Origin of the sequence: Levilactobacillus koreensis JCM 16448 (assembly GCF_001435525.1) — a bacterium.
Taxonomy (GTDB): Bacteria; Bacillota; Bacilli; order Lactobacillales; family Lactobacillaceae; genus Levilactobacillus; species Levilactobacillus koreensis.
Genome location: NZ_AZDP01000026.1, coordinates 18,613 through 42,894, shown reverse-complemented (window position 1 = coordinate 42,894; position 24,282 = coordinate 18,613). Strand labels below are relative to the sequence as shown.

Sequence of the window (24,282 nt, the reverse complement as noted above, 5' to 3'; positions counted from 1 at the left end):
GACTGGAAAACCACCAGTCTTCTCGCTCGATTTTAAGCCGCGAAGAGCGCGTCTTAAAATTCGCCCATATTGTTAGCTAGCCAACGGCCAGTTAACAATATTATCACGGACGGCTACATCCCTGGCATCCTCCGGCTTCGGTTGATTTCTACCATGATGCTGATTATGCGTAGGATTTATTCTGAGGCGGCAATAGATGTATCAGCAGTCGTCAATCGACGTTGCTGGCGGCAAATAGATTTAGCAGCTACAAAAAAGTAGTTATCGTCTGAAATTATCAGATGGTAGCTACTTTTTTACGTCTATGAGCTGAACAATTGTGCGACTAAATTACGCTAATCTATTCTCCTAGCCACGCTTCAGGTTCGTTAAACACCGTTTGAATCATCGCCAGTAGCTGGCTGACATGGTAACCGTCCGCGACCGCGTGGTGGATGGTTACCGAGAGGGGCATGGTCCATTTGCCATTATGTTCGGTGAACTTGCCGGCCTGAATCACCGGAAAGAAAGTTTGCAGCGGTGTGAATGGCAGCGGCACGTAGCTGGTGAAATTGGTCCACGGAATGCTGCCAATCATGTACAGGTTGGCGCTCTGCGGCTGCTTTGGCGCGGGCGTGTGTTGTCTGCCGTAAATTTTAACATCGTCGAGATAGTTCTGATAGAACGTTGTAAAACTCGGGTCATAGGCGGTCCACAGGTTGGAAATAGTATGGTCGTCTGCATGGAAAATGGAGTAGGACGGGTGGAGAACGTCATAGCGGACAAGCTGCTCGTTCTCCCGGCCAATCCGAAATTCGGGGAACTTGGTCAACACTTTCGAGACCAGGAAGAGGTAGGCCGGATTGAACTTGTAATCGTGTTCCCGTAACCAGGTCTTAGTCGCCGTGATATCGAGGTCGACGTTGACCGTAAAGCCGGTCGGCATCATTTTTGTAAAGTAGTAAAAGTAGTCGCGCCGTGACCAGGTGGCGAGGTCGATCGGCGTTGCGGTGGTATTTAGTGGCATGATAGCTCCTTAATTGTATTCGGGCTGGCACTTGTCCAGCCACTCTTGCTTGAGTTCCTTTAACTTCTGGCGCAGATGGTCGACCCCGGTCGTGTCCTTCTTCCAGAGCACACTGTAGCTGAAGGCGTCGGCACCCAGCCGATTCCAGTCTTCCTGCAGGTCAGTGTCGTGGTAAAAGTTACCGTTCAGATTGGTCTGGTAGTAGCCCCATCTGTTGTGGATGTTCGGGGTGACGTCGATGAAGGTCTTGCCGGATTGTTCATTCTTGATTTGAATGACCCCGTAAAATGTGGGGGTTGATTTGTATTGTTGAATAAGTTCTTTGTGATTCATAGTTAACTCCTTGTGCTGGCGCGCCAATAGTCGGTGCCATCGGTGGTCCGGTCGAGATAGCCGTATTCGATCAATGACCGGCGAAGAATGGCGTGGTCGGCAAAAATTGGTTTGAGAATGGCCGTGATTTCGGCTTCTGTAAAGTGTTGGTCGCGTGGAATCTCCTGAACGATTCGCGACAAAACGGCAACGACGGCCTTTTGCTTCTTCGGCCACCGCTTGAGCTGAATACCAACGCTGGAGGTCGTCAGGTAGCGTTTCAAGTTTTGCTGGTACTCGGCCTGGGTGATGATGAAGCGGTCGTCCAGGCTACCCGGTTGTTCGGGAACGGCGAGGAGTTGGTCTTCTGGGGCATTGGGATGGTCGAAAACGTTGTCGTAAATTGCCAGGTAGAGACGGGCCTGTTTGGCCTTTTCCCGGAACGTAAATTTTTGATGACGGACCGTGGCGGCGGCCACCTGATTTTGTTTGGCAATGTCGGCGTCCTTGAGACCACTGTGGAAGGCTTCAAGGAGGTCACGTTGCTTAGCAGTTAGGGTGTTGTACTTACTGTCGTCGTTGATCAGGTCGGATACGCGATTGGGATGTTCGGTGCGCACGTGGCGGCGAATCATCTGGTCAGCGGGATAAAATTTATCGTTGGCGGCAAATACCTCGTCCGTCGCAAAGGTTGCCTGACAGGTGTTACAGATAAAGGCGGTCGGTGTTTGGTGCCAACCCTGTTTCAATTCGGTTAGTGTGAGGTCAGATTGGGTCATGCTAGAGTTACTCCTTTTAGTTAGCCAGCAGTCATATTTGGATTGCGGGTATCAATAGACCCAAGTGTACAAATGTTTACCAAATATGTCAACGATTAATTTTTGAGTTTATTTATATCGCCAACAGCCACTCTGAACATAATTGGGCGGCACTACATTCAAATTGTGACTGCGGAGAAAACGCAACCAATCGTGGTTAAGCGCGGTATAACAATATTTGTAAGCGGATTTCGTTGCTTCTCGATGGGGCGTCGGGTACGATGGACATACTTTGAAGGGGGTACGACCATGACGACACCACGGGTAATTGCAACGGATCTAGACGGGACGTTTTTAAATGACGCGGGGCGCTATGACCAGCACCGCTTTGATCGAATTTTAGCGGAAATGAGGCGGCGGGGGATGCGTTTTGTCGTTGCGACCGGGGACCCGCTAGATCACGTTATCGAGTTGTTTTCGGGATTGGCAAACGCTAGCGACCTAACTTACGTGGTGGAGGACGGCGCGTTGATTGCGTTAGCAAATGGAACGATTTTGACGGCGCACCCCATGCCAATGCCGGACTGGCGCGCGGCGGTGCGGTGGCTTCAGACGGCGCCTATTATGGCCGATAACTTTCTGATTGCCTGTGGGGCCGCGACCGCGTACACCGAACTGGCCAGTGATAGCAGTCGGTTTCAGGCGTCGCGGGCATTTTATCCCAGCCTGACTAGCGTTGCCGACCTCAGTGCCGTACAAGATGAGATCCTCAAGCTAGACGTGACTTGGTTGCGAGACGATGTTGCCCAGCAGGAGGCCGCCTTCAATCGTGAGTTTGCTGGGAAAATCACGGCAACGAGTAGTGGTCTGGGCGGACTCAATGTGAGCTTGCCAACCGTTAGTAAGGCGGCGGCACTCAGTCAGCTGGGTAGCTTGTGGCAGATCGACCCGCGTGAAATGGCGGCATTTGGTGATTCGGGCAATGATTTGGCGATGTTACAACTGGTTGGCCAGGGGCTGGCTGTGGCCAATGCCGCACCAGAACTCTTGGCCAATGTGGCAGTATTGCCGCTGACAAATGATCAAGGGGTAGTCATGGAACAGATAGAGACGTGGCTAGTTTGAGGGACTTCCGAACCAATTATCTTTTGACCCCCAACACCGTCGTTATCACGTAAAATCACTGGTAATGGGGGTGAGGGGTTATGACACAAACTAGTCCATTGGGAAAGTATCTAATCGGCTTAGAGATTAGATGGCACCACAGTCGACAAATGAACGCGATTTATCGATCGCTAAAATTAGTTTTCCCAGTCATTCTCCTTGGGAGCTTGGCAGATTTTTTTGACAGTGCGTGGTTACAAAAGACGGGCTATTATTACCAAACCTTGGGCGTGGGTCATTGGGACTGGCCCCTTAAGGTGTTGCGCGCCTACTTTCGACTGGTCAGTGCCGGAACGCTTGGTTTTGCGGCGATTCTGCTTGCATTTGCTGTGAGCTTTTATCTAGTTGCGGCCGTCACGCCGCACACGACCGACCGCCTGATTGCCGGCATGACAGCCGTGATCAGTTTAAAATTCTTTAACGTGAATCGGGCTTCGGTCCTGACACTAAAGCCGGTCCAGTGGCTCTCAACCAACTTAGGTATTCAGGGTGTCTGCATCGGGATTCTCATGGGACTCCTAGTGGGTAATGGGTATCGGTGGTGGCTTCAACGCCAGTCGACAGTGGAAGAAAACTTGCCCCGGACGCTCTCGATTACCAGTGGGTGGTTGCTAGTCATGGCGGCATTGGGCTTGCTGTGGATCAGCACCCAGACGGTGGGACTCAACGTGGCTTTTGCCAGCATCGTACGTTGGCCATTTAAGTTACCACACTTTATTCTTGGGCTGCTGGGATTCAGCACGCTCAGCAGTCTGCTTCAGTGGCTGGGGGCACTAGGACCCCTAACGACTGGAAGCGGGCAAACGATTGAGACGGCCCAGAACCTGGCGGCCGTTTTGAATCACAGTGGATGGCAACTGCCACACCCAGTGACGTTGCACACAATTGTGAGCGTCTATACGACTATGGGCGGAACGGGAATGGTGTTGGCATTGCTCCTCGCCATTTTCTTGAGTAAGCCAGACCCCTTGCAACGTCGTGTTGGGTGGCTGAGTGCACTACCGACGCTGGGCAACTTGAATACCCCTTTGCTGGTGGGCCTCCCGGTGATGTTTAGTCCAACTTTAGCAGTGCCGTTTTTACTTGCACCGCTGGCTTGCACCCTCATCAGTTGGGCCTGTGTTCGGCTACAATTAGTTCCAGCAGTCGCCTACCCTTTGGCAAACGGAACGCCCGGGCCCTTGATTGCTTACTTAGGAACCGGTGGCAGCTGGGCAGCGCTGATATTGGCGATCATCAATCTTGTGATCAGTACCGCCATTTACTATCCGTTTGTGAAATGGTTCCAATTAGCGCAAAGGGGTGAGTGAACATGAGAAGAGAACGAACGTTTCACAGTTTTTGGCTGATTCTAGGGGCCATCTTTCTACTCTGCCTGCCCGGTTTTATTTGGCGGCCGCATCAAGAGGCACATGTTCGTGCGAACTATCGCAGTATGATTGCACCGGTGTTTCTGGTGCCCGGGTCCAGTGCGACACAGAATCGGTTCAACGCGCTGGTCAAGGAGCTTAATAAGGAATCGGGAACGAAGCACAGCTTGCTGCGCGTTGAGGTGATGACGGATGGGACATTGAAGTATTCGGGGACCATCCGCCAAGATGATATGCGGCCGTATATCGTGGTGGGGTTTCAGAATCGGCACGATGGGGCGGCCAACATTGAAAATCAGGCTAAGTGGTTTGGCATTGCCTTTCGTGCATTGCAGAAAACGTATGCCTTTAATCATTTTTCGGCGATGGGTCACTCCAATGGCGGGTTGGTCCTGACGCTGTTCATGGAAGATGAGTTGGCCGCAACTCACGTTCATGCCGATCAGTTGATGACGATCGCCGCACCATTTAATTTGGAGGAACAGAACCCTAAGGTGGATACGCCGCTCTTTGACCGGTTATGTGCCAATCGGAATCGGTTACCCAAGCAGTTGGTCGTCTACTCGATTGCCGGCAGTAAGACCTACACGGGGGATGGCATCGTGCCATTTGACAGTGTAAACCGGGGCAAGTACATTTTCCAAAATCAGGTGAAGAACTTTACCCAGATGACGGTTACCGGGGCGAATGCTAATCATGCCAACCTACCGGAAAATCAGCAGATCGTCAGCCTCATTCAACAGTATTTACTTTGAAACAAGTGAGTTGTGGCCGACCATTTTACCGCCTTAAATTTGGCGTAACTATCCCGGAAACACTGTTTATTTCGGTAGCGGTTACGTGTAAACTAGACAGTGAAACGGAGGTCAAAGACGAATGATTAAGATGATTGCGCTCGACCTAGATGAAACTCTGCTCAACACGGATAAGACTATCAGTGAGGCCAACGCAGCTGCATTACGACAGTTACACACAGCGGGGGTTAAAGTGGTGCTGTGTACTGGACGGCCAATCAACGCCATCTGGGGGTATCTGGAGCAACTGGGGCTAACGACCGCAGAAGATTACACGATTACGTTTAACGGGGCGCTGGTGATTCAAAATACGACGAAGGAAGCCTTAGCGCAGAGTGGGTTGAGTCGTAACGACTTTAAACCACTCCATGAATTTGCGACGGCTCACGGGTATCCATTAGACGTGCTCGATTTCGATCAAGTATATCCGGTCGCCGATCTCACTAAGTCGGAATATGAACAGATGCTGAAGGCCCCAATGACGTTTACGCCAACGGCCTTTAACGACTTACCGGATCACTTGTTCAGTAAGGCTGTGATGGCAACGGCGCCCGCAGTCTTAGACGACGTGGTGGCCAACTTAACGCCGGCTATGCATGAACAATATCACGTGGTTCGTTCGCAGCCTAAAATCTTGGAATTTCTGGCGGCTGATATGGATAAGGCGGTTGGCTTGGGTCAATTGTTAACGCATTTCGGCTGGGATTTCAGCAATCTGATGGCATTTGGTGATGCGGAAAATGATCTGGGGATGATCAAGGCCGCTGGCGATGGGGTCGCTATGTTAAATGGCCAACCTGCAGTTAAGCAGGCCGCCAACCACATTACCCCTAAGAGTAACAACGAAGCAGGCATCGCCGCTTATCTGGAACAGGTCTTTACTGAACTTAAAAACTAACCCATGCATGTCACTTGTGTTTGGGTGACGGCTATGGCAGTATGTAAACAGATGAGTGGATGAATTAAAGGGAAGATTTGAAGGAGGATTTTTGGGATGAAGCGTTTTTGGATTAAGTTAGGATTAGTTGTTATGGCTGTAGGAACATTAGGTGGCGTGGTATCTCCAAGCGTTGCCAGTGCCAAGACGAAGGCAAAGCCTACTTTTACGAATACCGATATGAAGCGTTATTACAAGAGTGATAAATCAAAGACAGCCTTTTATTTTAAGACCTACAAGAGCGGTAAAAAGACCGGTCAGATGTTGATCTTCGGTGATTTTGGTGCAACCCCTAACGTAAAATACGGGGTACCAACCTCCATCAAGCTCAGTAAGAACAAGCGGACGTTGACCACCAAGTACAAGTTGATCAAGTTCACGACGACCGATGGCCAGACGACAACGTCATTGACCAAGACCGTTTACACGTTCAAATTGACTAAGAAGACCAGCACGACCTTTACGACTAAACTTAAGGGGAGCAAGGCTAGTCGGCGGTTAGCCACGACTGGGACGACCTATACCTACACCAAGGTCAAGAAGAGTCCGGCACCAGCTTACGCTAAGAAATACGTAAAGCCAACACTGTACAAGCAATACTTGAAGGCCTTCGCAGATTCAGGTGCTTTAACTGAAGAACAACAAGAAGAATATGCCACGAAATACGCCGATCAAGGGGTAACCACCATGGTCAACAACTTCAATTACAGATCATAATTCGTGTAAATAAAAACGCCGTCACGGTTGTCGTGGCGACGTTTTTTAATGCTCATTATAAATTGGACGGTTTAGTATTCCTTCGCCTTACCGTCCGCCAGATATGGGCTGGAACGGTGCGGACACAACTTGAAGCCTCGAAAAGGACGAGTCTACAAGGTTGGTCTTCTGCTAAGCCAGTGGGAAAGTCACCCGCTAACTAAGCAGAACGACGCGCCTGAGCCCATATCTGGCGACCTCTCGGCTTACGCAGTGTTTTCTTGTTGACTGAGAAGATAGTCAAACGGTTATTGATTAGCCAGTAAAATATGGAGTGTACAAAGGGTTCAATAGTTGTCATGGTAATACATAATAGAGTTACAGTCCGTTCAATTTTAGTGAATTTACTCTTAACTAGCTTGCAAAGATGCGAATGGCGCGGTAAATGTTATACAGGTAGAGACCCGCACTAATCAGGACAAGTAAGGCAGTGACCAGAAAACCACCACCAACCAGTAGGCGACTGCTGACGCCGGTGAAGATGGACATGCCACCTAGACCTAGCATTAAGACGATGAAGCTGATAAAGGGCAGTAGCTGGAGAACCAGGGCGTGACGGGCTGACCGGCGAACGTCTGGGGCCAGTGGCGTAAAGGCGCTAATGATGAGAACCAGTAGCGGGAAACCGACTGGCATGAAGATGACGCTGAGATAACTAAGACCATTGATGACGCGGTGTTCGGGTTGAATGATGGGTTGCAAGGTGGCCGCCTCCGTTTCGTTTGAGATTGTCTTTACAGTTTAGGGGATTTTGTAATCAGAGTAAAGCCATTCGACGGGAAAATACAAAAAAAGACGTTCGCTAGGCGAGCGCCTTTTTTGAGGCATAAACCGTTTTACCACCACGGATTAACCGCTGTCCCATCATCAGGGTGGGGCTAGCAGTTAATCAGGGGATATCATGTTGGTTTAAGTCTACTTGTTAGCTTTGAACAGAGCAGTTAAGTAGTTCATGAAGACCTTGAGGTAACGGTCCTTGTCAACCATAACGGCAACCTTAACGTTCGTAGGTTCGTTCAGACGGTTATCGTCACCGATAGTCCGGCCGTAGGTTTCCTTGTTGTAGTTAACCACCATGTTCAAGTCAATCGTGGTAACGAAGCTAGGGTCCAAAGCAACCCCAACAGCTAGTGGGTCATGCAAAGCACAGCCACCCAAGTTGTCGTTGAATTGCTTGTAGGCTTCGATGTAGTAGTCAACGATGTCGGCAAACTTTTCACCGGCAACCGTGCCTAATTCACGCCATTGCTTGGTTTCCTTCTTAGTTAAGAGGGTCCGCAACGTGACGTCCAACCCAACCATTGTTGAGTGAAGTGGGCTAGTCAAGACGGCGTTAGCAGCTTCAGCATCTTGGTTGATGTTAGCTTCAGCGTAAGCCGTTACGTTACCAGGCATAGTCAAAGCACCACCCATGAAGGTCATGTTGCCAATCTCGTTGGCAATTTCTGGTGCTTTCTTTAAAGCGGCAGCCAAGTTGGTCATTGGACCAGTTGGAACCAAAGTCAGATCCTTGCCGTACTTATGTGCAGCGTCGATGATGAAATCAACACCGGATTCTTTTTCGATAGCACGGGTTGGTTCTGGCAAGTCAACTTCACCAATACCATTTTGACCGTGAATGTTTGCACTAACTTCCATGCGGTCGAAGTGATCTGAAGTTGATGAATGACTTTCACCTAAGTATACTGGAATGTCGGTATGGCCCAATAATTCCAAAATCTTCAATGCGTTTTGGCCACCAGCTTCAACGACAACGTTGCCGTAAGAGCCGACGATCCCAATCAAGTCAACATCAGGAGCACCTAATGCGTAAGCGATTGCAAGAGAATCGTCAATACCAGTATCCAAGTCCAAAATCATTTTGCGTTTTGCCATGATATATTGTCTCCCCTTTGATTCTTATTTAAGCTATAAAGCCTACTCTAACTATAATGTAACTGGTTACATTTAGCAAGCTCACTCGCACACCAAGTTGAAGCTGACCCGACTTCAAGGTAAGATAGGGGACAGGTTTTCCCTGTTTTAAAGGGCATCGCGGGCTAGACCCGAATATTAAAAAAATAATTGGCGACATTGGCGATAGGCAAGACCAAGCGGAAGGCCAGGCTTCGTTAGGAATGATGGGGCAGAAATAGAGCCATCTTTAATCGATAGTACCAGCCAGTTGATTTGCTCACCACCGTACTTGCGACTAATATTGGGTAGTCAAATTAGGGATGATAAAAGTTTAGTCGGTAAAGCGGCTAAGCGGTCTTGAATTGACGTCAAGCATGATGGAATAGTACATTTGAAGTTGAAATATGTTGCAGAGGCCTAAAGGACATTTGGTGAGCTAGCTAAAACCTTATAGCACAGTTCACCTTATCAGTAGTGGTAGAGCGCATGCCAAGCAGGTGGAATCCCTGGCAGTTGCAGTGCAACAAAGTTTTTAATCAATTAAAAAAGAAGAGATGAAGGGGGATTAAGGTAATGGCCGATAAGGAGACCACGAAGCCGTTCAAACGACGGTTTCAATACCATAATCATTTATTAGATGACGCAACAAAGGAAATGAACGAGTGGACCGGTGAGAACAAGGTTGTTGAGATTCACTTGTTCTCCATGTTCACGGAAGTTTTTAAGCCACACGACCTCGATGATGCCGAAGCTTTATTCATTGTTGGTACCAAAGAAACCACGCCCTCGCTAGAAGCCGTATCGGCGGCGCCAGTGAAGCCCTGGTTATTTTCACGTGTCTTTGCGTTACTGGGAGCCAGCTTTGTTTTACTAGCCATGCTGTTCCTGGTTTTTCGGAGTGACAATGCGGTTCCCGGCATGATTTTTATCGGCTCACTGACGGTGCCGTTTTCCTTATTGATCATGTTTTTTGAAATCAATGTGTTTCGCAATATTTCAGTTTACCAGTTGATGACGGTCTTCTTGGTCGGCGGAATTCTTTCTCTGGTCGCGACGATGATTTTGTATTCGCTGATTCCGTCGGGTAACGGGACGTCGTGGGAGTCAGCATTGATCGTGGGCTTTATCGAAGAGACCGCCAAGATGCTGGTGATTGCGGCCTTCATCAACCGGTTTCATCTCAATTACATCTTCAATGGATTACTCGTTGGTGCTGCCATTGGAGCCGGGTTCGCGGTCTTTGAGACGGCCGGCTATACCGGACAATATGGTTTGGTGACGCTGCTGATGCGGAGCTGGCAAGCTATCGGGACCCATACCATTTGGTCAGCCATCATGGGGGCCGCCATTATTTTAGCCAAAGAGGGGCACCAGCCCGTGACCGGGAGTAGCATGGTCAAACCAAAATTTCTCCGCTTCTACTTACTCGCGATTGCCCTGCACGCCATCTGGGACTGGAACGCACCGTTTGCCCTGCTCGACATTCTCTACCTGCAGCAGTGGCTGTTGATTGCCACCGGGTGGGTCGCCATCTTCGTGCTGATCAATGCCGGCTTACGTGAAGCCCGCACGCTACAGGGTCAGCGAATTCTGAAACGGACTCAACTGGGCGGATAGAGAAATCGGATCACTTTGACATCAAGCTGAGGATTCTCGTGTAACAGCGAGTGCTGGGTTTGCCAAATGGGTCCGCGGACCTCTTCGTAGCGGTAACTGCCAACCCGACCGGCGACTAAATGCCGGAGCGGCGTGACCGTATTGGCCGGGACCTCGCTGTCGTTGCCCACAGCCTCAATTTCGCCGGCTAAGTTCAAAATGTGCAGTTGCGGATAGTGGTATTTCAGCGGTTGCCGTTCCGGAAAGTCGGCGCCAATGCAGACCAGTCGGCTGACCGTCACGGGTGCTTGGGGCCGGTGGTTCAGGTAGTCATAGGCAATCGTACCGCCCGAAGAATGGCCGACAAAGTTAACGTGGGTGATGCCGTAGCGGCCGTGGAGCTGATCGAGCACGGTGATCAGCTGCCGCGACTGCCGCAGTGCGTGCGTGTTATCCTTAAAGATAACCGGAATCAGCGGGTTCGTGGTGACGGCATGATGCTGTTGCCAGGTGACCTGACCGGCTTGACTGACGCGCGCGGTAAGGGGAAATGATGCGAGGTGGGGGCGGTCCAGACTCAGGACCATACTGCGCATGGAGAGCCAGGCCCCACTATTTCCCGGTAGAAAGAGGGTCGCGGTGTGGGTCTGGGGCACGCGAACGTGGTTGAGAACCTGCCAACGACTATGCCACCACCATCCGAGGCCACTTAGCACGATTAAAATTGTCATCAAAACGGTGAGGCCGCGACGATGTTTCACGGTGACCACCTCCTAAAAATTTAGAATGGAGTCTTTACTCATGACGGAAACTTATGATATTACCATTGTTGGTGGCGGTCCTGCCGGTATGTTTGCGGCCTTTTACGCTGGCATGCACAACGCCAAAACGCAGGTCGTAGAAAGTCTGGCGGAACTTGGCGGCCAAGTTAACGCGCTGTACCCGGAGAAAACGATTTTAGACGTTGCCGGTTTGCCAGCAATCAAAGGTCGCGATTTGGTTGCCGCCCAGCAGGAACAGCTTAAGCAATTTCCACTGACGATTAAGACGGGGCAGGCTGTCACCAATATTACGCCGAATGACGCGGGCTTTACAGTCACCACGGCTAAGGAGACGACCCAGACGCGCGCCGTCATCGTGGCGGTGGGAAACGGCGCCTTTACTCCGCGGAAATTAAACGTGGACGGGGCGGATGCCTTTGCCGGCAAGCAGCTCTTTTACACCGCCCGTGATTTGGAGTCATTCCGTGATCAAGACGTGATGGTGGCCGGTGGCGGTGACGCGGCCATTGACCAGGCGTTGATGCTGGAACCCGTTGCGAAATCCGTAACGCTGCTCCACCGGCGGGCCCAATTCCGTGGACTGGCCCACATGGTCGATCTCTTAAATACGTCGACGGTCAATGTGAAGACACCGTACTTGATTCGGGACCTACAGGCCGCTGGCGACCAACTCGATGTGACTTTGAAACCAGTCGGGTCCGATGCGGAGATGGTCCATCAGGTTGTCGACAAACTGGTCGTGAGTTACGGTTTTACCGCTGATCATCACGCGTTGGATGCGTGGGATGTAGACATGGCGGAAGACCACCGCTTGATTGCCGTGGACAGTACCATGGCCACCAGTGTTGACGGCATCTATGCCATTGGCGACGGGGTCATGTACCCTGGCAAACAACCGCTGATTGCGACGGGATACGGTGAGGCACCAATCGCGGTGCAGGCCATCATGAGCAAATTCTTCCCCGACCGCCGCGGTCCGGTGCACAGCACCTCTATGACTAAACAATAAAACAGTTTCACTCAAACACCAAAGAAGCTGACTGGTCGATTTAAAGATCGAACGGCCAGCTTCTTTATCGTGTGGTGGATAACCTGGTCGCACTGCGGCTGCCAGGGATTCCGCCTGCTGTGGGGACGCTTCAGACTGGAAGAACACCAGTCTTCTCGCTCGCTTTGAAACCATGAAGTTCACATGTTTTCAAAGTCGCCCATGGTCTAGGCTAGCAAAGGACGCCAGCCAAGACCATTACCACGGCTGGCTACATCCCTGTCCTCCTCCGGCTTAGATTGTGCACTTCAATAAGAGAAACGGATGCTGGAAGTTTTCAACAGGGGGTCAGACTTCTTAACAGTTGGGGAAAACTGACTGCACTGAGTTTTGGTAACTCTCAGACTAATCCACATACAGAGTTTGGTAATAAGTTATGAACAGGGTGGAATAGTATTTTCCACACGGTTTCACTTGGAATTTGAAGAATAAGTGCATAAGGTCATACAAACTGTGATTATAACTACCTAAACAGTGGATAAGTAGTCGCTTATGCACATTTACTTGTTGAGAACGCAATTGACTATCGGCGTAAGTCCTGTGCATAACCAATTTCTGTGGACAACTCAATTTCAGCCGCAGGCGGCCATTTTACATCAATTTCATCAGCGACAAAAAAGCCACCCAGCAAACAAATGCTAGGCGGCTTTTTAAATCGTTATTTACCACTGGTATCGTCTTGGTTGGTGATCTTGATCCGGTTGGAATCGGTCGTCTTGTGGCCGAGTTCTGGCGCGTCCGTCTGGTAGAACGGTTGCGTGGACTTATCACCGTTTCTGGAGAAGAGACTCGTGGACTTCAAGCCCAGTTTCTTCTCCAACTTCTCTTCCTTTTCGAGCCCGTCGGAATAGTTGTAATCCGATGGGTCGACGGCCGTGAAGCCCTTAGGATGGAAGAAGCGCAGGAGATTCTTTTGATTCAGCGAGTCGGAGAAGTTCAGACCTTGATTGACGTGCTTTTGCATCCTTTCAATCTTTTCCTTCAACGCGCCGGTCGGGTGAATTTCCTGTTGGGTCTTGTTGCTGTAAATGGCGCCATCGACCGAGGTATAGTCTGGGCTGACCCAGTCACGGTTACGGAAGGCGACGACCTGGTTGTGTTCCTTCGAGAAGAGGTCGGTCCCAAATTGAATGTACTTCTTGAAATTCATTCCCATCAAGTGCATTAGCGTTGGCAACACGTCGATCTCGCCACCATACGTGTGCTCAACCTTCCCCTTCTTGTAGCCGGGCATGTTGAACATCAACGGTACCCGTTGGAGCTGGGCGTTATCGTAATCGTCCCAGTCGTCCGGATTGACGCCGAGTAATTTGGCCAAGCTCTTATTTGACGAGTTGGAAATTCCGTAGTGGTCCCCGTAGATCATCACCAGGGAGTTCTTAGCCAACCCGGATTTCTTCAGGTAAGCGTAGAATTCCTTGATGGATTGGTCGAGGTAGTGGGCCGTCTTGAAGTAGTTGTCGACGGTCTTGTCACCGGTATTCGGCGTCTTAAAGGTCGAGTCTTCCTTGTCCAGGGTGAACGGGAAGTGATTCGTGACGGTTAGGTATTTCACGTAAAATGGTTGTTGTAAATGTTGCAGGTACTTCACGGAATCGTTGAACAATAGCTTATCCTTTAAGCCATAGCCCAGTGATTTGTCACCAGAAGTATCGTAATAACTGGCATCGAAGAAGTACTGGTAACCGAGGTTCTTGTAGGTGTTGCTGCGGTTCCAGAAACTGGCCACGTTTCCGTGGAAGACTGCGGTTGAATAGCCAGCCTGATCAAAGATAGCCGGGGCGGCCTGGAAGGTATTGTCGTTTCCCAGCTGCGTGAAGAGCGACCCTTGTGGCAGACCGAACGTCCCGGTTTCCAGCATCGTTTCAGCGTCGGAAGTCTTGCCTTGGCCGACTTCGTGGAAGAAGTTGTCGAAGCTATAAGTGGACTTACTCTTATAGAGCTTGTTCAAAAATGGCGTGACCTCTTGGCCGTTGATCTTCTTGTTGATCAAGAATTGCTGGAAACTTTCCAAGTGAATGATGATGACGTTTTTCTTCTTGGCAACGCCGTAGAGTTTCTTGTCTGGCGCGGCGTAATTTTTGTGGACGTATTTCAGAATGCCGGTCAGCTCGGACTTCTTGGCGTGTGACCGCAATTCGCTGGTGTGACCGGATTTGATACCGTCGTAAACGGTGAAGGCGTCGAGCCCCAGGTATTTCACCACGTAGGTGCGGTCGAACGTCCGTGTCAGGAGTTGTGGCCGATCCATTTCCCCCAGTGTCAGGTTGACGGAGAAGGCCAACAACGCGGCGGAGGTGACGGCTAAGCCCACCCGCTTGTTGACGGGGCGTGGGTCGATGTAGATGCGGCGCGTGGCAATGAGCACGAGCACGACGACCAGGTCGAGCCAAAATAAGATGTCATGCGGCGAGGTCAGCGCAAGCGAACTGCCGGACAGCCCTTGGTCGACCTTTGAGTAGCCCAGCATGGTGCTGACGGTCATGAAATCGGTGAACTCCCGGAAATAAATGACGTTTATGTACAGCAGCAGGGTATTGAGAATATCAATTAAAAATAAAAAGGGGTAAAAGAAGCGTGCCCGCTTGAAGTAGAGAGCCAACCCGAAGAGTAGGATGGTCGTTGCGATGGGGTTCAGTAGCAAGATTAGAAACTGAAACGGATCGCTTAAGTTAAGCTTGAAGTCGACGAAATAGGCGACTAGAGTTTTTAGCCAAAACAGGACGACCATTAAGGTCACAAAGCCCATCCGGGTCCCTGTCCTAGCCCAGATTCTTTTGAAACGTTCCACGATATTTCGCTCCTTCATTAACACCTGTAATCGTCTCATTCTACCATAGATAGGTTAACTATCCTATTTGGATAAGTAGGTCGCACTGCGGCTGCCAAGGATTCCGGCTTAGCAGAAAACTAATCCTGAAGGCCCGATTCTTTCGCGACTTCAAGTTGTGCGCACACCGGTCCAGCCCATATCTGTTGGCCGATAAGTACCTATAGTAAAAAAGAGACATTTTGTCTATCCTAGCAAAGAACCGCCTGTGCTGGCAACTTTTGGTCGAAGTTTAGGAAAACTTTAAGTCAGATTGTCAAATTGTAACCGCTACCTTGGCATTCTTTGGTACACTAGAGCTAAAGGTTGAACGGACCTGATGACGATTTAGGAAAGGTGTGGCGTTAAATGGATAAGCAAGTGACCTTATACGTAGTCCGGCATGGTCAAACGTACTTTAACATCTATAATAAGTTGCAGGGGTGGAGTAATTCACCGCTAACCGAGGCGGGCATTGCGGATGCCAAGGGTGCCGGTGAGCGGCTCAGAGACGTCCAGTTCGCGGCGGCCTACTGCAGTGACACAACTAGGGCAGAACAGACCGCACGCACCATTTTAGCGGCCAATCAGTCCCAACCAGCACCGAAATTGACCCCGGCACCGTTCTTTAGAGAAGAATTCTACGGTTATTATGAGGGGACGGACATGGCGCAGGCCTGGTACGTGGCGGGCGCGCCGCACGGGGTCCCCACCTTTAAGGCCATCGAAGAGAAGTATTCGATCGGTAAAGCCAAGGACTTTTTAAAGGAAGCCGATCCGTTTCATCAGGCCGAAAATAACGCGGAGTACTGGGCGCGAGTTGACCAGGGATTCGATCTGATTCGGCACAACGACACGGTCCATGACGGCGATAATGTTCTGATGATCAGTCACGGCAACACGTTGCTGAGTCTGATGGAACGTTACGGTCAGGGCAAATTTGACCTGAGTGTGCGGCCAGCGAATGGTAGTGTGACCAAGCTATTGTTGACGCCGGACGACATTCAGGTGCTGAGTTACAATCAAAAAGATTAGAAATGAGGTTGGTTTGATGGAATGTAGAATGGCATGGGGGAAATTAAATCCTTGTTACGACGATGCCTTGGCAATTCGCAAGGAGGTTTTCATTGGTGAGCAGGGTATCGACCCGAAGATTGAGTTGGACGGCACCGATGAGGATAAGATGCACTACGTCGGTTACGTGGACGATAAACCCGTCACGACCGCACGCATCGATATGCTTGGTGGCAACAGGGTCAAGATTCAGCGGGTCGCTACGGTGGCCAGTGCCCGTAAGCACGGGTATGCTGGAGAATTGATCAAACAGATCATCAAGGATGCCAAGAGCTCTGATGTCGCCCACATCGAATTGGACGCCCAGTTAACGGCATTAGCATTCTATGAAGAACTTGGCTTCAAGCCGGTGGGAGAGCCCTTCGAGGAAGCCGGAATTCAACACCGGACGGTTGAGTATCAGGAAAATTAAATTGATATGGTTGCCCGTGGTCGGTCGAGAGAGTATCTTGGCCGATTTTTATATTGGGCAAAAACTGTCACATTGTGGTTGTTAGGAATCTTGCCTGATGTGGAGGGGATGCTTTTCGCGCACTTTGAAGTCCTGACAAGACCGTACGTCATCAAAGTCACCATGGTCTAGGCGAGCAAAGTAGGGGGAGTGTCGGCTGCCTGTTTCAGTAGTAGCCATATCAATTGTTACAGAAAGACCTCAAATTCTGTGTAAAAAAAACGTTGCGGCAAGTCAATTACTTGCGCGCAACGTGGTAAAATTCAATCGTTCAATTTAAATTCATCAGAGGCTGATAAATTGATTAGTCAGCGTTAGTTGCTGTTGAAGCACTGGTTGAGACGCGAGCGTAACCAACAGCGTGCCACCATGGGGCATGAACGGCTTCACGCACAACGCCACGGTTTTGAGCATCGATCATCTTGCCATTACCAACGTATAACCCAACGTGGGAGATAGAGTACTTGCTACCACCGAAGAAGACCAAATCACCCTTCTTGATGTGCTTGTAGCTCACGTGCTTCAAAGAGTTGAATTGTGCTTGGGCGGTCCGTGGTAAAGTTACGCCAGCACCCTTCTTGTAAACGTAGCCGGTAAAGCCAGAGCAATCAAAAGCAGTAGGACCAGTAGCGCCGTAAACGTAACGTGCGCCCATATGAGCTTTGGCAACTTGGTAAATGTTACTGAAGTCATCTGAAGTAGCAGCTGAAGCAGTAGTCGTCGTAGTTTCGCTAACGGCGAAGAATCCGGTTAAAACTAATGCGAATGTTGCAATTGTCTTGATCACTTTTTTCATTTTATCTAGCACCCCTCATGAATTTTACAAGTACTAGAATACCAATTTAATGTGACAGGAATGTAACAAGCCAGTTGCAGTGGCGTTAAATGTCTTAAACAAATCGTTACTTTTCGCAACAATACTGCTCAGTTGGTTAGAAACTTGCTATTATCTAACATGAATGGTAACTTATTTAACATAGATTAGTGGTTCGGCGTTGCTGACTGAAAGTCCTAATATTTAGGTGAGTCAGCGTAAAGTAATTTCGGAATCCAGAGTATCGAATTTAGAATATTTGACGTTTAATACGGAATCTGTGATATCGCATGACCATTTTAAGTGAAGTGGAGGCGTATAATTTGGCACAATTTACAAATGAAATGCGACAATTTTTCGACGTACAACGATTGGTTTTTCGTATTGGGGAGCTCTCGTCGATGACCGGGGTCTCGGCACGGCAACTGCGGTACTGGGAAAAGAAAAATCTGATTACATCGCAGGAGCGCGAAGACGGTCAGCAAGCGCGGGTCTACACGTTTAAGACGTTTATTGGCGTTTCCATGATCAAATATTTTATGGATGAGGGCTACACACTGGCAGCCGCAGCTAAGCAAGCGCAGAGTCGTAAGGACCGCATTGCTTACATTCATCGCTTCATCAAGACCGGTTTAAAAGGATTCGCGAAAATTGATGGAAAAATGGCGATTAACCTGGGGGCCTTCGACGAGCAACAAACGCTGATGGCACTGATGCCAGAGGATGATGGTCCGGTCACGTATCGGTTAGTCCCTAACGACGAGGCCCACCGCATGACTCAGGCAGCACCTAACTAGACAAAATGAGGCACCCGCGTACCGATGACATTCGGTGGTGGGTGCCTTTTGCTGGTTAACAAAGACTATCATCGTACAGCTACTAGAACGGTTCTGATTGTCACAATAGCATTCAGTTAAGCGGATAGTAACGGTTCGTTGTCAAAGGTGGAAAAGTCACCAAACAAACGGAATGAGTTCTTTCGTTTCCCGCTGGTAGGCTGCGAAGTCAGCGCCGTACTTGGCCGCAAGGTAGCGGTCCGCCGTGGGAATGTAGGAGAAGACGAACAATGTCAGCAGCAGGGCCGGCACCAACAGCGCATACGGGTTTCCCGTCAGTAGTGCCAGTCCTAGTACCCAAAGCACGTCGCCGAAATAATTGATATGAATGGCATAATGGAAGAGGCCACCGCGGTACAATTTCCCCCGGTTGACTGGGTCGTCCTTAAACGGCTTGCGTAGCAGCTCCGCGGTCGTGTTGAGGCCGCTACCGATGAGAAACAAGAGAAGACCTAGTACTATGGCGATGAGGTGCCGGCCACCACCGAAAATTAAGAAGAGGGGGAACCCAAGGTAGTACAATCCAAAGGCTAGACTATTTCCCAGTGCCTCGGCCCAACCGATCCCGCGCGGTAGCCAGATAAACATCATGGCTTTGAGACGCAAAAAGGTAATGTCCAGACAGCTTACCACGAGGACTGCCAGCAAATGGTCTGGTTCCCACTGAATGAGCCAGTAGCCACTAATGAACAGGTAAACGCACTGGGCGAGCAGGATTAGAACTTTCGCTCCCGGCGCGGATTTTTGTCGACCGTACATGTTGATCACTCCAATTTTGATAAGTTTAGCGTACCCCAATCACCCTGTGATGGCAAAGGGAAATCGTGCGGTGGTAAGGCAAATTAGTTCGGTTGATTTTTCCTTGAACGTCTCTTCCCGATACACTATACTAAGTCGACGGAAAGGGGCTGGACGAATGTACGACTTATCCGTTTTAGGGCAGTTAATGGACCAAACCATGACGGAGTACCAGTTGCGCAAGGCACTGCGAACCAAAAAGTGGGCGGAAATCACACCACGGGGCCGCCTACACTTTCACAAGCTAGTGTTAGAGCCGGTCGCAATCAACAAATAAGCGTAACTCGTGTTTCAAATCAAATGTAGTTTTCTTCACTTGCTGAGAGCCCCTGAACAGCGGCGCGTGCTTCAGGACTTTCAACGGTTCAGCCACTTTCGACTGGAAAATTTACAAACGATGCGCGACGATTTAATGACTAATCCGCGAATGGTTCATCCGATATGGTCGATGCCTTACAGCCCAATCACCTACAACAACTGTGGGCACAAGCTCAGGCCAACTGGATCACTGCGCGCCTAACAAACTTGCATTAAGGGAGAATAGGAAATATGAAAGCAAAGACATTTGCAGCCGACCCGCAGATTCAAAAGCATCGTTGGTGGATTCTAGTGGCGGTGTGTCTCTTTACGTTTATGTCGACGCTGGACGCCAGTATCGTTAATATTGCGTTGCCGGTCATGAGTCACGATTTGAAAATTCCAATGAACCAGGCGGAGTGGGTGGTCTCAATCTACCTGATCGCCATCTGTGCGCTCTTGCTATTGTTCGGTAAGCTCGGGGACACCCGCGGTAAAATTCGTATTTTCAAAATTGGGTCGTTGCTGTTCGTCAGCGGATCTTTTCTGAGCGGGTTTAGCGTGGGCTTGTCCTTTCTGCTGGGCGCGCGGGTCATTCAGTCCGTGGGTGCGGCCATGACCATGGCGACCAATAACGGTATCATTACGGAAGTCTTTCCGTTTAAGGAACGGGGCCGCGCACTGGGAATGATTGGCTCCTTTGTTGCGTTGGGCAGTATTGCCGGGCCTGGTATTGGCGGCCTGATTTTAGCGCACCTCGGTTGGGGGTACATCTTCTGGATCAACGTGCCGGTTGGCATCATTGCCATCTTGATTGGTCAGCGCATTCTGCCGCAGGATATTACGGTGAGTGACGAACGTATCGATAAACCGGGTGCCAGTCTCTTTGCGCTCATCATGATCAGCCTGTTTGCGGGTGTCTTCGTGGGGCAGGAGATTGGCTTCACGCGGCCGGTGATTCTCGGCCTGTTTGCGGTGGCAGTCGCGGCTATGTTCATCTTCGTGCGGCTGGAATTGCGTGTTGACAATCCCATCTTAGCATTGAAATTATTTCAAAATAAACGATTCACTATCAGTATTCTCTGTGCCTTCTTGATCTTCGTGGCCAATTTCTTCTTCAATGTGATTGCGCCATTCTACTTGGAAAACGCCCGAGGAATGGCCGCCAACTACGCAGGTTACGCGCTGATGACCTTTCCGATTGTGCAAGTGGTCGTCGCGCCAATTGCTGGGGCAGTTTCCGACAGAGTGGGGCCGGAGCTGTTGACCTTTATTGGGTTAGTCCTGATTTCCATCAGTCAGGTTGGCTACATGCTGGCTAATTTGGCAACACCGCTCTGGGTCTTCATGTTCTTCATCGGCTTGGTAGGATTAGGAAATGGAATCTTCATGGCACCTAACAACTCGATCGTCATGAGTTCTGTGCCGGTCCAGGACTTAGGCGTTGCTGGTGGTGTCAATGCCCTGGCGCGCGAGCTGGGGATGGTGATCGGTATCTCGATTGCCACGACCGTCTTGTTCTCCGCAATGGGCCATTATGCAGGTCATCATGTGACGGCCTATCTGCCGGCTCACCCGGAAATCTTCATTGACGGGATGCGAGTGGCGTTTATGGTCGCACTGTCCATCTGCCTTGTTGCCACTGTCATCACCGGTTGGCGGCTGTTGAAACGACGGACAGCTTAAATTTTGTCGACTACGGCTGCCAGGGTTCCCCACAGCAGGCGGAATCCCTGGCAGCCGTAGTGCGGTAAGTCTACATCAATATAAAAAATCAGCGCCACGAGAATGAACTCGTGACGCTGATTTAGGTTTAATCTTTAGTTTCAGTTGGTGTATCACTGCTACTTGGTGTTTCCGACGTGCTTGGCGTAGTCACATCGGTTGCTGGTTTCTTGCTCCGACGTTTCCGTGAGCGGGTCCGGCGAGAACGGGTCTTGCGACGCTTTCTTCTGTGCGGATTACGTCTCTTCGGTTTGCCGCTGAAGAATTCGTAAGGCTTCTTGGCAGGGAGGGTCACGGAAAGTTTCCCAAATGAAGCCGCCATGATCGGCAGTGCCAAGTTGAAGATGATGGCCGTTAAGATGGTGATCAAAGCGACCGCCGTTAAGACTTGTGATTCAGCCGCGAGCAGACCCAGAACACCCGTAATGATGATGAAAAGCGAGTGCCGGGTAGTTTGCCCGATTTCTTTGATGCCTGGTAATAACCATTCCAACAGTGGGGCATCGTTTAACCGGTAGCTCAGTGCTAGTTGGGTCAATTCGACCACGGCCAGGACGGTCAGTGGTACGAATGACAACAGGGGAACCTGCCAGTTGAAGACGCCATTGCCAGTCAACCACGCCATCAAGAGGTGGGTTAGCTGGTAGCCAGCTAAGGCAGACAGAATGAACGTCAAGAACCAGTACGTGGACTGCAACAGCGAACGACTGAAGATGATCAGGAGCACTAAGATGATCCCGAGCACTAACAGTAGGACGCGTGGCAAGTCGTGTTGATATTGTGATTGGATGGTTGCGGCAACAACCGGTTGGCCCGCAAAGGTCAACTTGGCATCTTTAAGCGAGGTGCCACGGAGTTGTGAGGTCGCAACTGTCTTTAAATGCCGTAACGTCTTCGCTGTATTCTGGGCGTTAGGCTCCTGCTTCAACGTAATCGTCAGGTAGGTCGCCTTGACCTTTTCGTCGGTGAAGTTGACCAAGGATTGTTGGAAGTCACCGCTAGCAATTTGCGTTGGTGAGAGGTACAAAGCCTTGGCTGCTTCGGACGTTTGCAGGCCACCCAGGTACAGGTAGATGTTGTTTAAGGACTTTTGCATACTGATCACTTGTTTACGGGAACTGTTCAGGCTGTCATTGACGGCCTTTAAGGTTTCCGCGTAGTTACTCAAGTTGGAGTGAACGGCACTGGTTCCGGTGTTGACGGTGCTGGCATCGCTAGATAACGACGTCAGGGTCGTCAGCGCGGAGTTCAATTCGGTGTTGACCTTATTTAACTGATTGATGTAGCTGGTGACTTTCTTAGAGGTGCTGGAACTCCCCGTTGCGCTGGAACGACTCAGTGCCGTTTGCAGGGAACTCTCCAGTGTGCTACTGTCACTGACCAAGTTATTAGTTTGTGACGTCAGCTTCTTTAACCGTTTGATCTCGTTTTTCAACGCCTTTTGCCGGAGGTTGATGCTATCCGACTTCAAGTCGTTACGCACTGTTCCCAGTTGGCCAACGACGCCCGTCAAGTTTTCATTGAGGGAGTTCAATTGGTTAGAAACGTAGTACTGCGTGATGGGTTGGCCGCCTGGCTGGGTTACGGAGGTTACCGCACTGACCCCAGGTTGGGCTCTTAATTTCTTGGTCAAATTATCTAATTGGAACAGTTGATCTTGATTGTCTAAGCGTTGATCTGCTTGAACGTAAAGCGTCACTGGCGTTGATTTACCTTGGCCAAAGTGCGCACTGAGAACCCGAGCACCCTGCACGGCTTGGTTATTGGGAATATCTTGGGTGTTGTTGTAGTTCAGTTGATTACGGTAAGTGAGAGCAAATGGACCGACAACGAAGAGGACGACCACGATGGCAAGCAAAGGCTGCCAGAACCCGAAACGGGCTAAGTTGTGCCAGAACTTGTGATCCTTAAGCTGGGGCCGCGTCTTCTTGGGCCAGAAGAGACTGGCACCGAGCATCCCGGAGAAGACAGGGACCAGACTGACACTGGCAATCCCGGTGATGGCAAAGCCCACGCCGAGCAGACCAAAGGCCCGAATAGTGGAGAAGTCAAAGAACATGAGGCTGCCAAAGGCAATCGTCAAACTCAGGGTACTGATGAGAATCCGGTAGCCTAAGTCGTGAATCACCTTGGACGTGGCTTCTTGACTCTCCATGCCATCGTCGACCAAGTCCCGAAGCTCCCTAAAGAACCAGAAACTCGTCAGCAATGTAAATAGACTGATTCCTAGCAACAGGAAGATCGGCGTGTACTCGGAGTACGCGAAGTTCCAGTGGTAGGCCAGGTTAGTTGCCAGACTAAGCGTTGAAATATAGCTAATTAAAATAGCAAGGAACGTAATGATTGGGGCAATGAGTGATGCGAATAAAATCCCCATGGCAACTAAGGCAATCAGTAACGTCATTAGAATGACGATCAGCGTAAACGACGAGATGTGTTCGTTAGCGGCGTCGCTAATAATCTCGGGGCTAGTCACGTAGGTGTTGAGGCCAACGGTTGAAATTTGATTCTTCAACTGTTCGGTAATTTGCCGAACGGTCCCCTGGTTATGACTCACGGCCAGTTGAACCACTTCAGTCGACTTATCCTTCGAGAATAATTGTGGCTTACTGGTTGGTGTGTTGGTCATCGTTGTAATCTTTTGGATGCCATAATAGTTCGACCGTTTTTGCAATTCGGAGACCGATTTGTTGACGGCTGCGAGTTGTTTATTGGTTAAGGCACCATCCGGATTGTTAAAGACCGCGTTAACGGTGTAAGTCCCGTTTAAATTACGGCCCCAATTATTTCGAATCTGGGTCGCCTTAACGGGTTGACTCGTATTCGCCAATTGTGGTTGACCATCATATTGAATGATGGTGCTGACGTTTGGCAAGGTGACGATGGCCGCGAAGACCACGACAAGCCAGAATACGAGTGCAAAGATGCGGTTGTGGTGGAGCTTTCTTATCCGTTCTTGCATATGTAATCTGAGTCCTCTCTCTGTAATCAATTTCCCGCCGTGCAAGCAGGGTGTAATCCATGATTAATTTTACCATAACAGCTAGGCTTGGTGCGGA

The 24,282-nt window shown here is 50.1% G+C and carries 21 protein-coding genes; 11 read left to right on the top strand and 10 right to left on the bottom strand.

Features of this window, described 5'->3' with window-relative positions; genetic code table 11:
• Positions 1 to 340: 340 nt before the first annotated feature.
• From FC99_RS01850 to FC99_RS01840, 3 genes are read right to left on the bottom strand one after another with little or no spacing between them, the layout of a single operon-like run.
• Positions 341 to 1,006 carry a chloramphenicol acetyltransferase gene (locus tag FC99_RS01850; RefSeq protein WP_048735094.1) on the bottom strand — a complete coding sequence of 222 codons (666 nt, stop codon included), beginning with the start codon at positions 1,004 to 1,006 and terminating at the stop codon, positions 341 to 343.
• Positions 1,007 to 1,015: 9 nt separating this feature from the next.
• The gene (locus tag FC99_RS01845; RefSeq protein ID WP_048735096.1) at positions 1,016 to 1,339 is read right to left on the bottom strand and encodes a GIY-YIG nuclease family protein; all 324 of its coding nucleotides are present in this window, start codon (positions 1,337 to 1,339) and stop codon (positions 1,016 to 1,018) included.
• 2 nt (positions 1,340 to 1,341) lie between these two features.
• Positions 1,342 to 2,097, bottom strand: coding sequence for a DUF2087 domain-containing protein (locus tag FC99_RS01840; protein ID WP_048735098.1), 756 nt, complete (start codon positions 2,095 to 2,097; stop codon positions 1,342 to 1,344).
• 288 nt (positions 2,098 to 2,385) lie between these two features.
• On the opposite strand from FC99_RS01840, the gene FC99_RS01835 reads away from it, so the two are divergent.
• From FC99_RS01835 to FC99_RS01815, 5 genes are all read left to right on the top strand, one after another.
• Positions 2,386 to 3,201, top strand: coding sequence for an HAD-IIB family hydrolase (locus tag FC99_RS01835; RefSeq protein ID WP_048735100.1), 816 nt, complete (start codon positions 2,386 to 2,388; stop codon positions 3,199 to 3,201).
• A 206-nt stretch (positions 3,202 to 3,407) separates the two neighbouring features.
• Positions 3,408 to 4,550, top strand: a complete 1,143-nt coding sequence (locus tag FC99_RS01830) for a PTS transporter subunit EIIC (RefSeq protein ID WP_235805843.1) — start codon at positions 3,408 to 3,410, stop codon at positions 4,548 to 4,550.
• Positions 4,551 to 4,552: 2 nt separating this feature from the next.
• A complete protein-coding gene (locus FC99_RS01825) occupies positions 4,553 to 5,365 on the top strand; it encodes an alpha/beta hydrolase (protein WP_048735106.1) in 813 nt (270 codons plus the stop codon).
• 121 nt (positions 5,366 to 5,486) lie between these two features.
• Positions 5,487 to 6,302, top strand: coding sequence for a Cof-type HAD-IIB family hydrolase (locus FC99_RS01820; protein WP_048735107.1), 816 nt, complete (start codon positions 5,487 to 5,489; stop codon positions 6,300 to 6,302).
• 96 nt (positions 6,303 to 6,398) lie between these two features.
• A complete protein-coding gene (locus tag FC99_RS01815; RefSeq protein WP_048735110.1) occupies positions 6,399 to 7,058 on the top strand; it encodes a hypothetical protein in 660 nt (219 codons plus the stop codon).
• A 393-nt stretch (positions 7,059 to 7,451) separates the two neighbouring features.
• Here the strand turns inward: FC99_RS01815 and FC99_RS01810 are convergent, their stop codons facing one another.
• Together FC99_RS01810 and FC99_RS01805 are read right to left on the bottom strand one after the other, a co-directional pair.
• The gene (locus tag FC99_RS01810) at positions 7,452 to 7,799 is read right to left on the bottom strand and encodes a hypothetical protein (protein ID WP_048735112.1); all 348 of its coding nucleotides are present in this window, start codon (positions 7,797 to 7,799) and stop codon (positions 7,452 to 7,454) included.
• 213 nt (positions 7,800 to 8,012) lie between these two features.
• Positions 8,013 to 8,972: a nucleoside hydrolase gene (locus tag FC99_RS01805; RefSeq protein ID WP_048735114.1), complete on the bottom strand. Its 960-nt coding sequence runs from the start codon at positions 8,970 to 8,972 to the stop codon at positions 8,013 to 8,015.
• A gap of 594 nt (positions 8,973 to 9,566) precedes the next feature.
• On the opposite strand from FC99_RS01805, the gene FC99_RS01800 reads away from it, so the two are divergent.
• Complete coding sequence (locus FC99_RS01800; protein ID WP_048735115.1) at positions 9,567 to 10,610, top strand: PrsW family intramembrane metalloprotease; 1,044 nt, start codon at positions 9,567 to 9,569, stop codon at positions 10,608 to 10,610.
• Here FC99_RS01800 and FC99_RS01795 read toward each other — a convergent pair.
• A complete protein-coding gene (locus FC99_RS01795) occupies positions 10,595 to 11,350 on the bottom strand; it encodes an alpha/beta hydrolase (RefSeq protein WP_048735118.1) in 756 nt (251 codons plus the stop codon). The genes FC99_RS01800 and FC99_RS01795 overlap by 16 nt on opposite strands.
• A 40-nt stretch (positions 11,351 to 11,390) precedes the next feature.
• Here FC99_RS01795 and FC99_RS01790 point away from each other — a divergent pair, with 40 nt between their 5' ends.
• Entirely contained in the window at positions 11,391 to 12,380 is a 990-nt protein-coding gene (locus tag FC99_RS01790; RefSeq protein ID WP_048735121.1) for an NAD(P)/FAD-dependent oxidoreductase, read from the top strand.
• Between the two features lie 697 nt (positions 12,381 to 13,077).
• Here the strand turns inward: FC99_RS01790 and FC99_RS01785 are convergent.
• Entirely contained in the window at positions 13,078 to 15,228 is a 2,151-nt protein-coding gene (locus tag FC99_RS01785; protein ID WP_048736375.1) for an LTA synthase family protein, read from the bottom strand.
• A gap of 369 nt (positions 15,229 to 15,597) precedes the next feature.
• Between FC99_RS01785 and FC99_RS01780 the strand changes: the two genes are divergently transcribed.
• On the top strand, positions 15,598 to 16,263 hold the full coding sequence (locus FC99_RS01780; RefSeq protein ID WP_048735122.1) for a histidine phosphatase family protein: 666 nt from the start codon (positions 15,598 to 15,600) through the stop codon (positions 16,261 to 16,263).
• Positions 16,264 to 16,279: 16 nt separating this feature from the next.
• Positions 16,280 to 16,714: a GNAT family N-acetyltransferase gene (locus FC99_RS01775; RefSeq protein WP_048735125.1), complete on the top strand. Its 435-nt coding sequence runs from the start codon at positions 16,280 to 16,282 to the stop codon at positions 16,712 to 16,714.
• Positions 16,715 to 17,057: 343 nt separating this feature from the next.
• Here the strand turns inward: FC99_RS01775 and FC99_RS01770 are convergent, their stop codons facing one another.
• A complete protein-coding gene (locus FC99_RS01770) occupies positions 17,058 to 17,549 on the bottom strand; it encodes a C40 family peptidase (protein WP_048735129.1) in 492 nt (163 codons plus the stop codon).
• Between the two features lie 341 nt (positions 17,550 to 17,890).
• Here FC99_RS01770 and FC99_RS01765 point away from each other — a divergent pair, with 341 nt between their 5' ends.
• The gene (locus tag FC99_RS01765; RefSeq protein ID WP_048735132.1) at positions 17,891 to 18,364 is read left to right on the top strand and encodes a MerR family transcriptional regulator; all 474 of its coding nucleotides are present in this window, start codon (positions 17,891 to 17,893) and stop codon (positions 18,362 to 18,364) included.
• A 156-nt stretch (positions 18,365 to 18,520) separates the two neighbouring features.
• On the opposite strand, the gene FC99_RS01760 is transcribed toward FC99_RS01765, so the two are convergent.
• Entirely contained in the window at positions 18,521 to 19,162 is a 642-nt protein-coding gene (locus FC99_RS01760) for a DUF1295 domain-containing protein (RefSeq protein ID WP_048735133.1), read from the bottom strand.
• A 588-nt stretch (positions 19,163 to 19,750) separates the two neighbouring features.
• On the opposite strand from FC99_RS01760, the gene FC99_RS01755 reads away from it, so the two are divergent.
• The gene (locus FC99_RS01755) at positions 19,751 to 21,184 is read left to right on the top strand and encodes an MFS transporter (protein WP_048735137.1); all 1,434 of its coding nucleotides are present in this window, start codon (positions 19,751 to 19,753) and stop codon (positions 21,182 to 21,184) included.
• Between the two features lie 127 nt (positions 21,185 to 21,311).
• On the opposite strand, the gene FC99_RS01750 is transcribed toward FC99_RS01755, so the two are convergent.
• Positions 21,312 to 24,185, bottom strand: coding sequence for an MMPL family transporter (locus FC99_RS01750; protein WP_082153253.1), 2,874 nt, complete (start codon positions 24,183 to 24,185; stop codon positions 21,312 to 21,314).
• Positions 24,186 to 24,282: the final 97 nt, after the last annotated feature.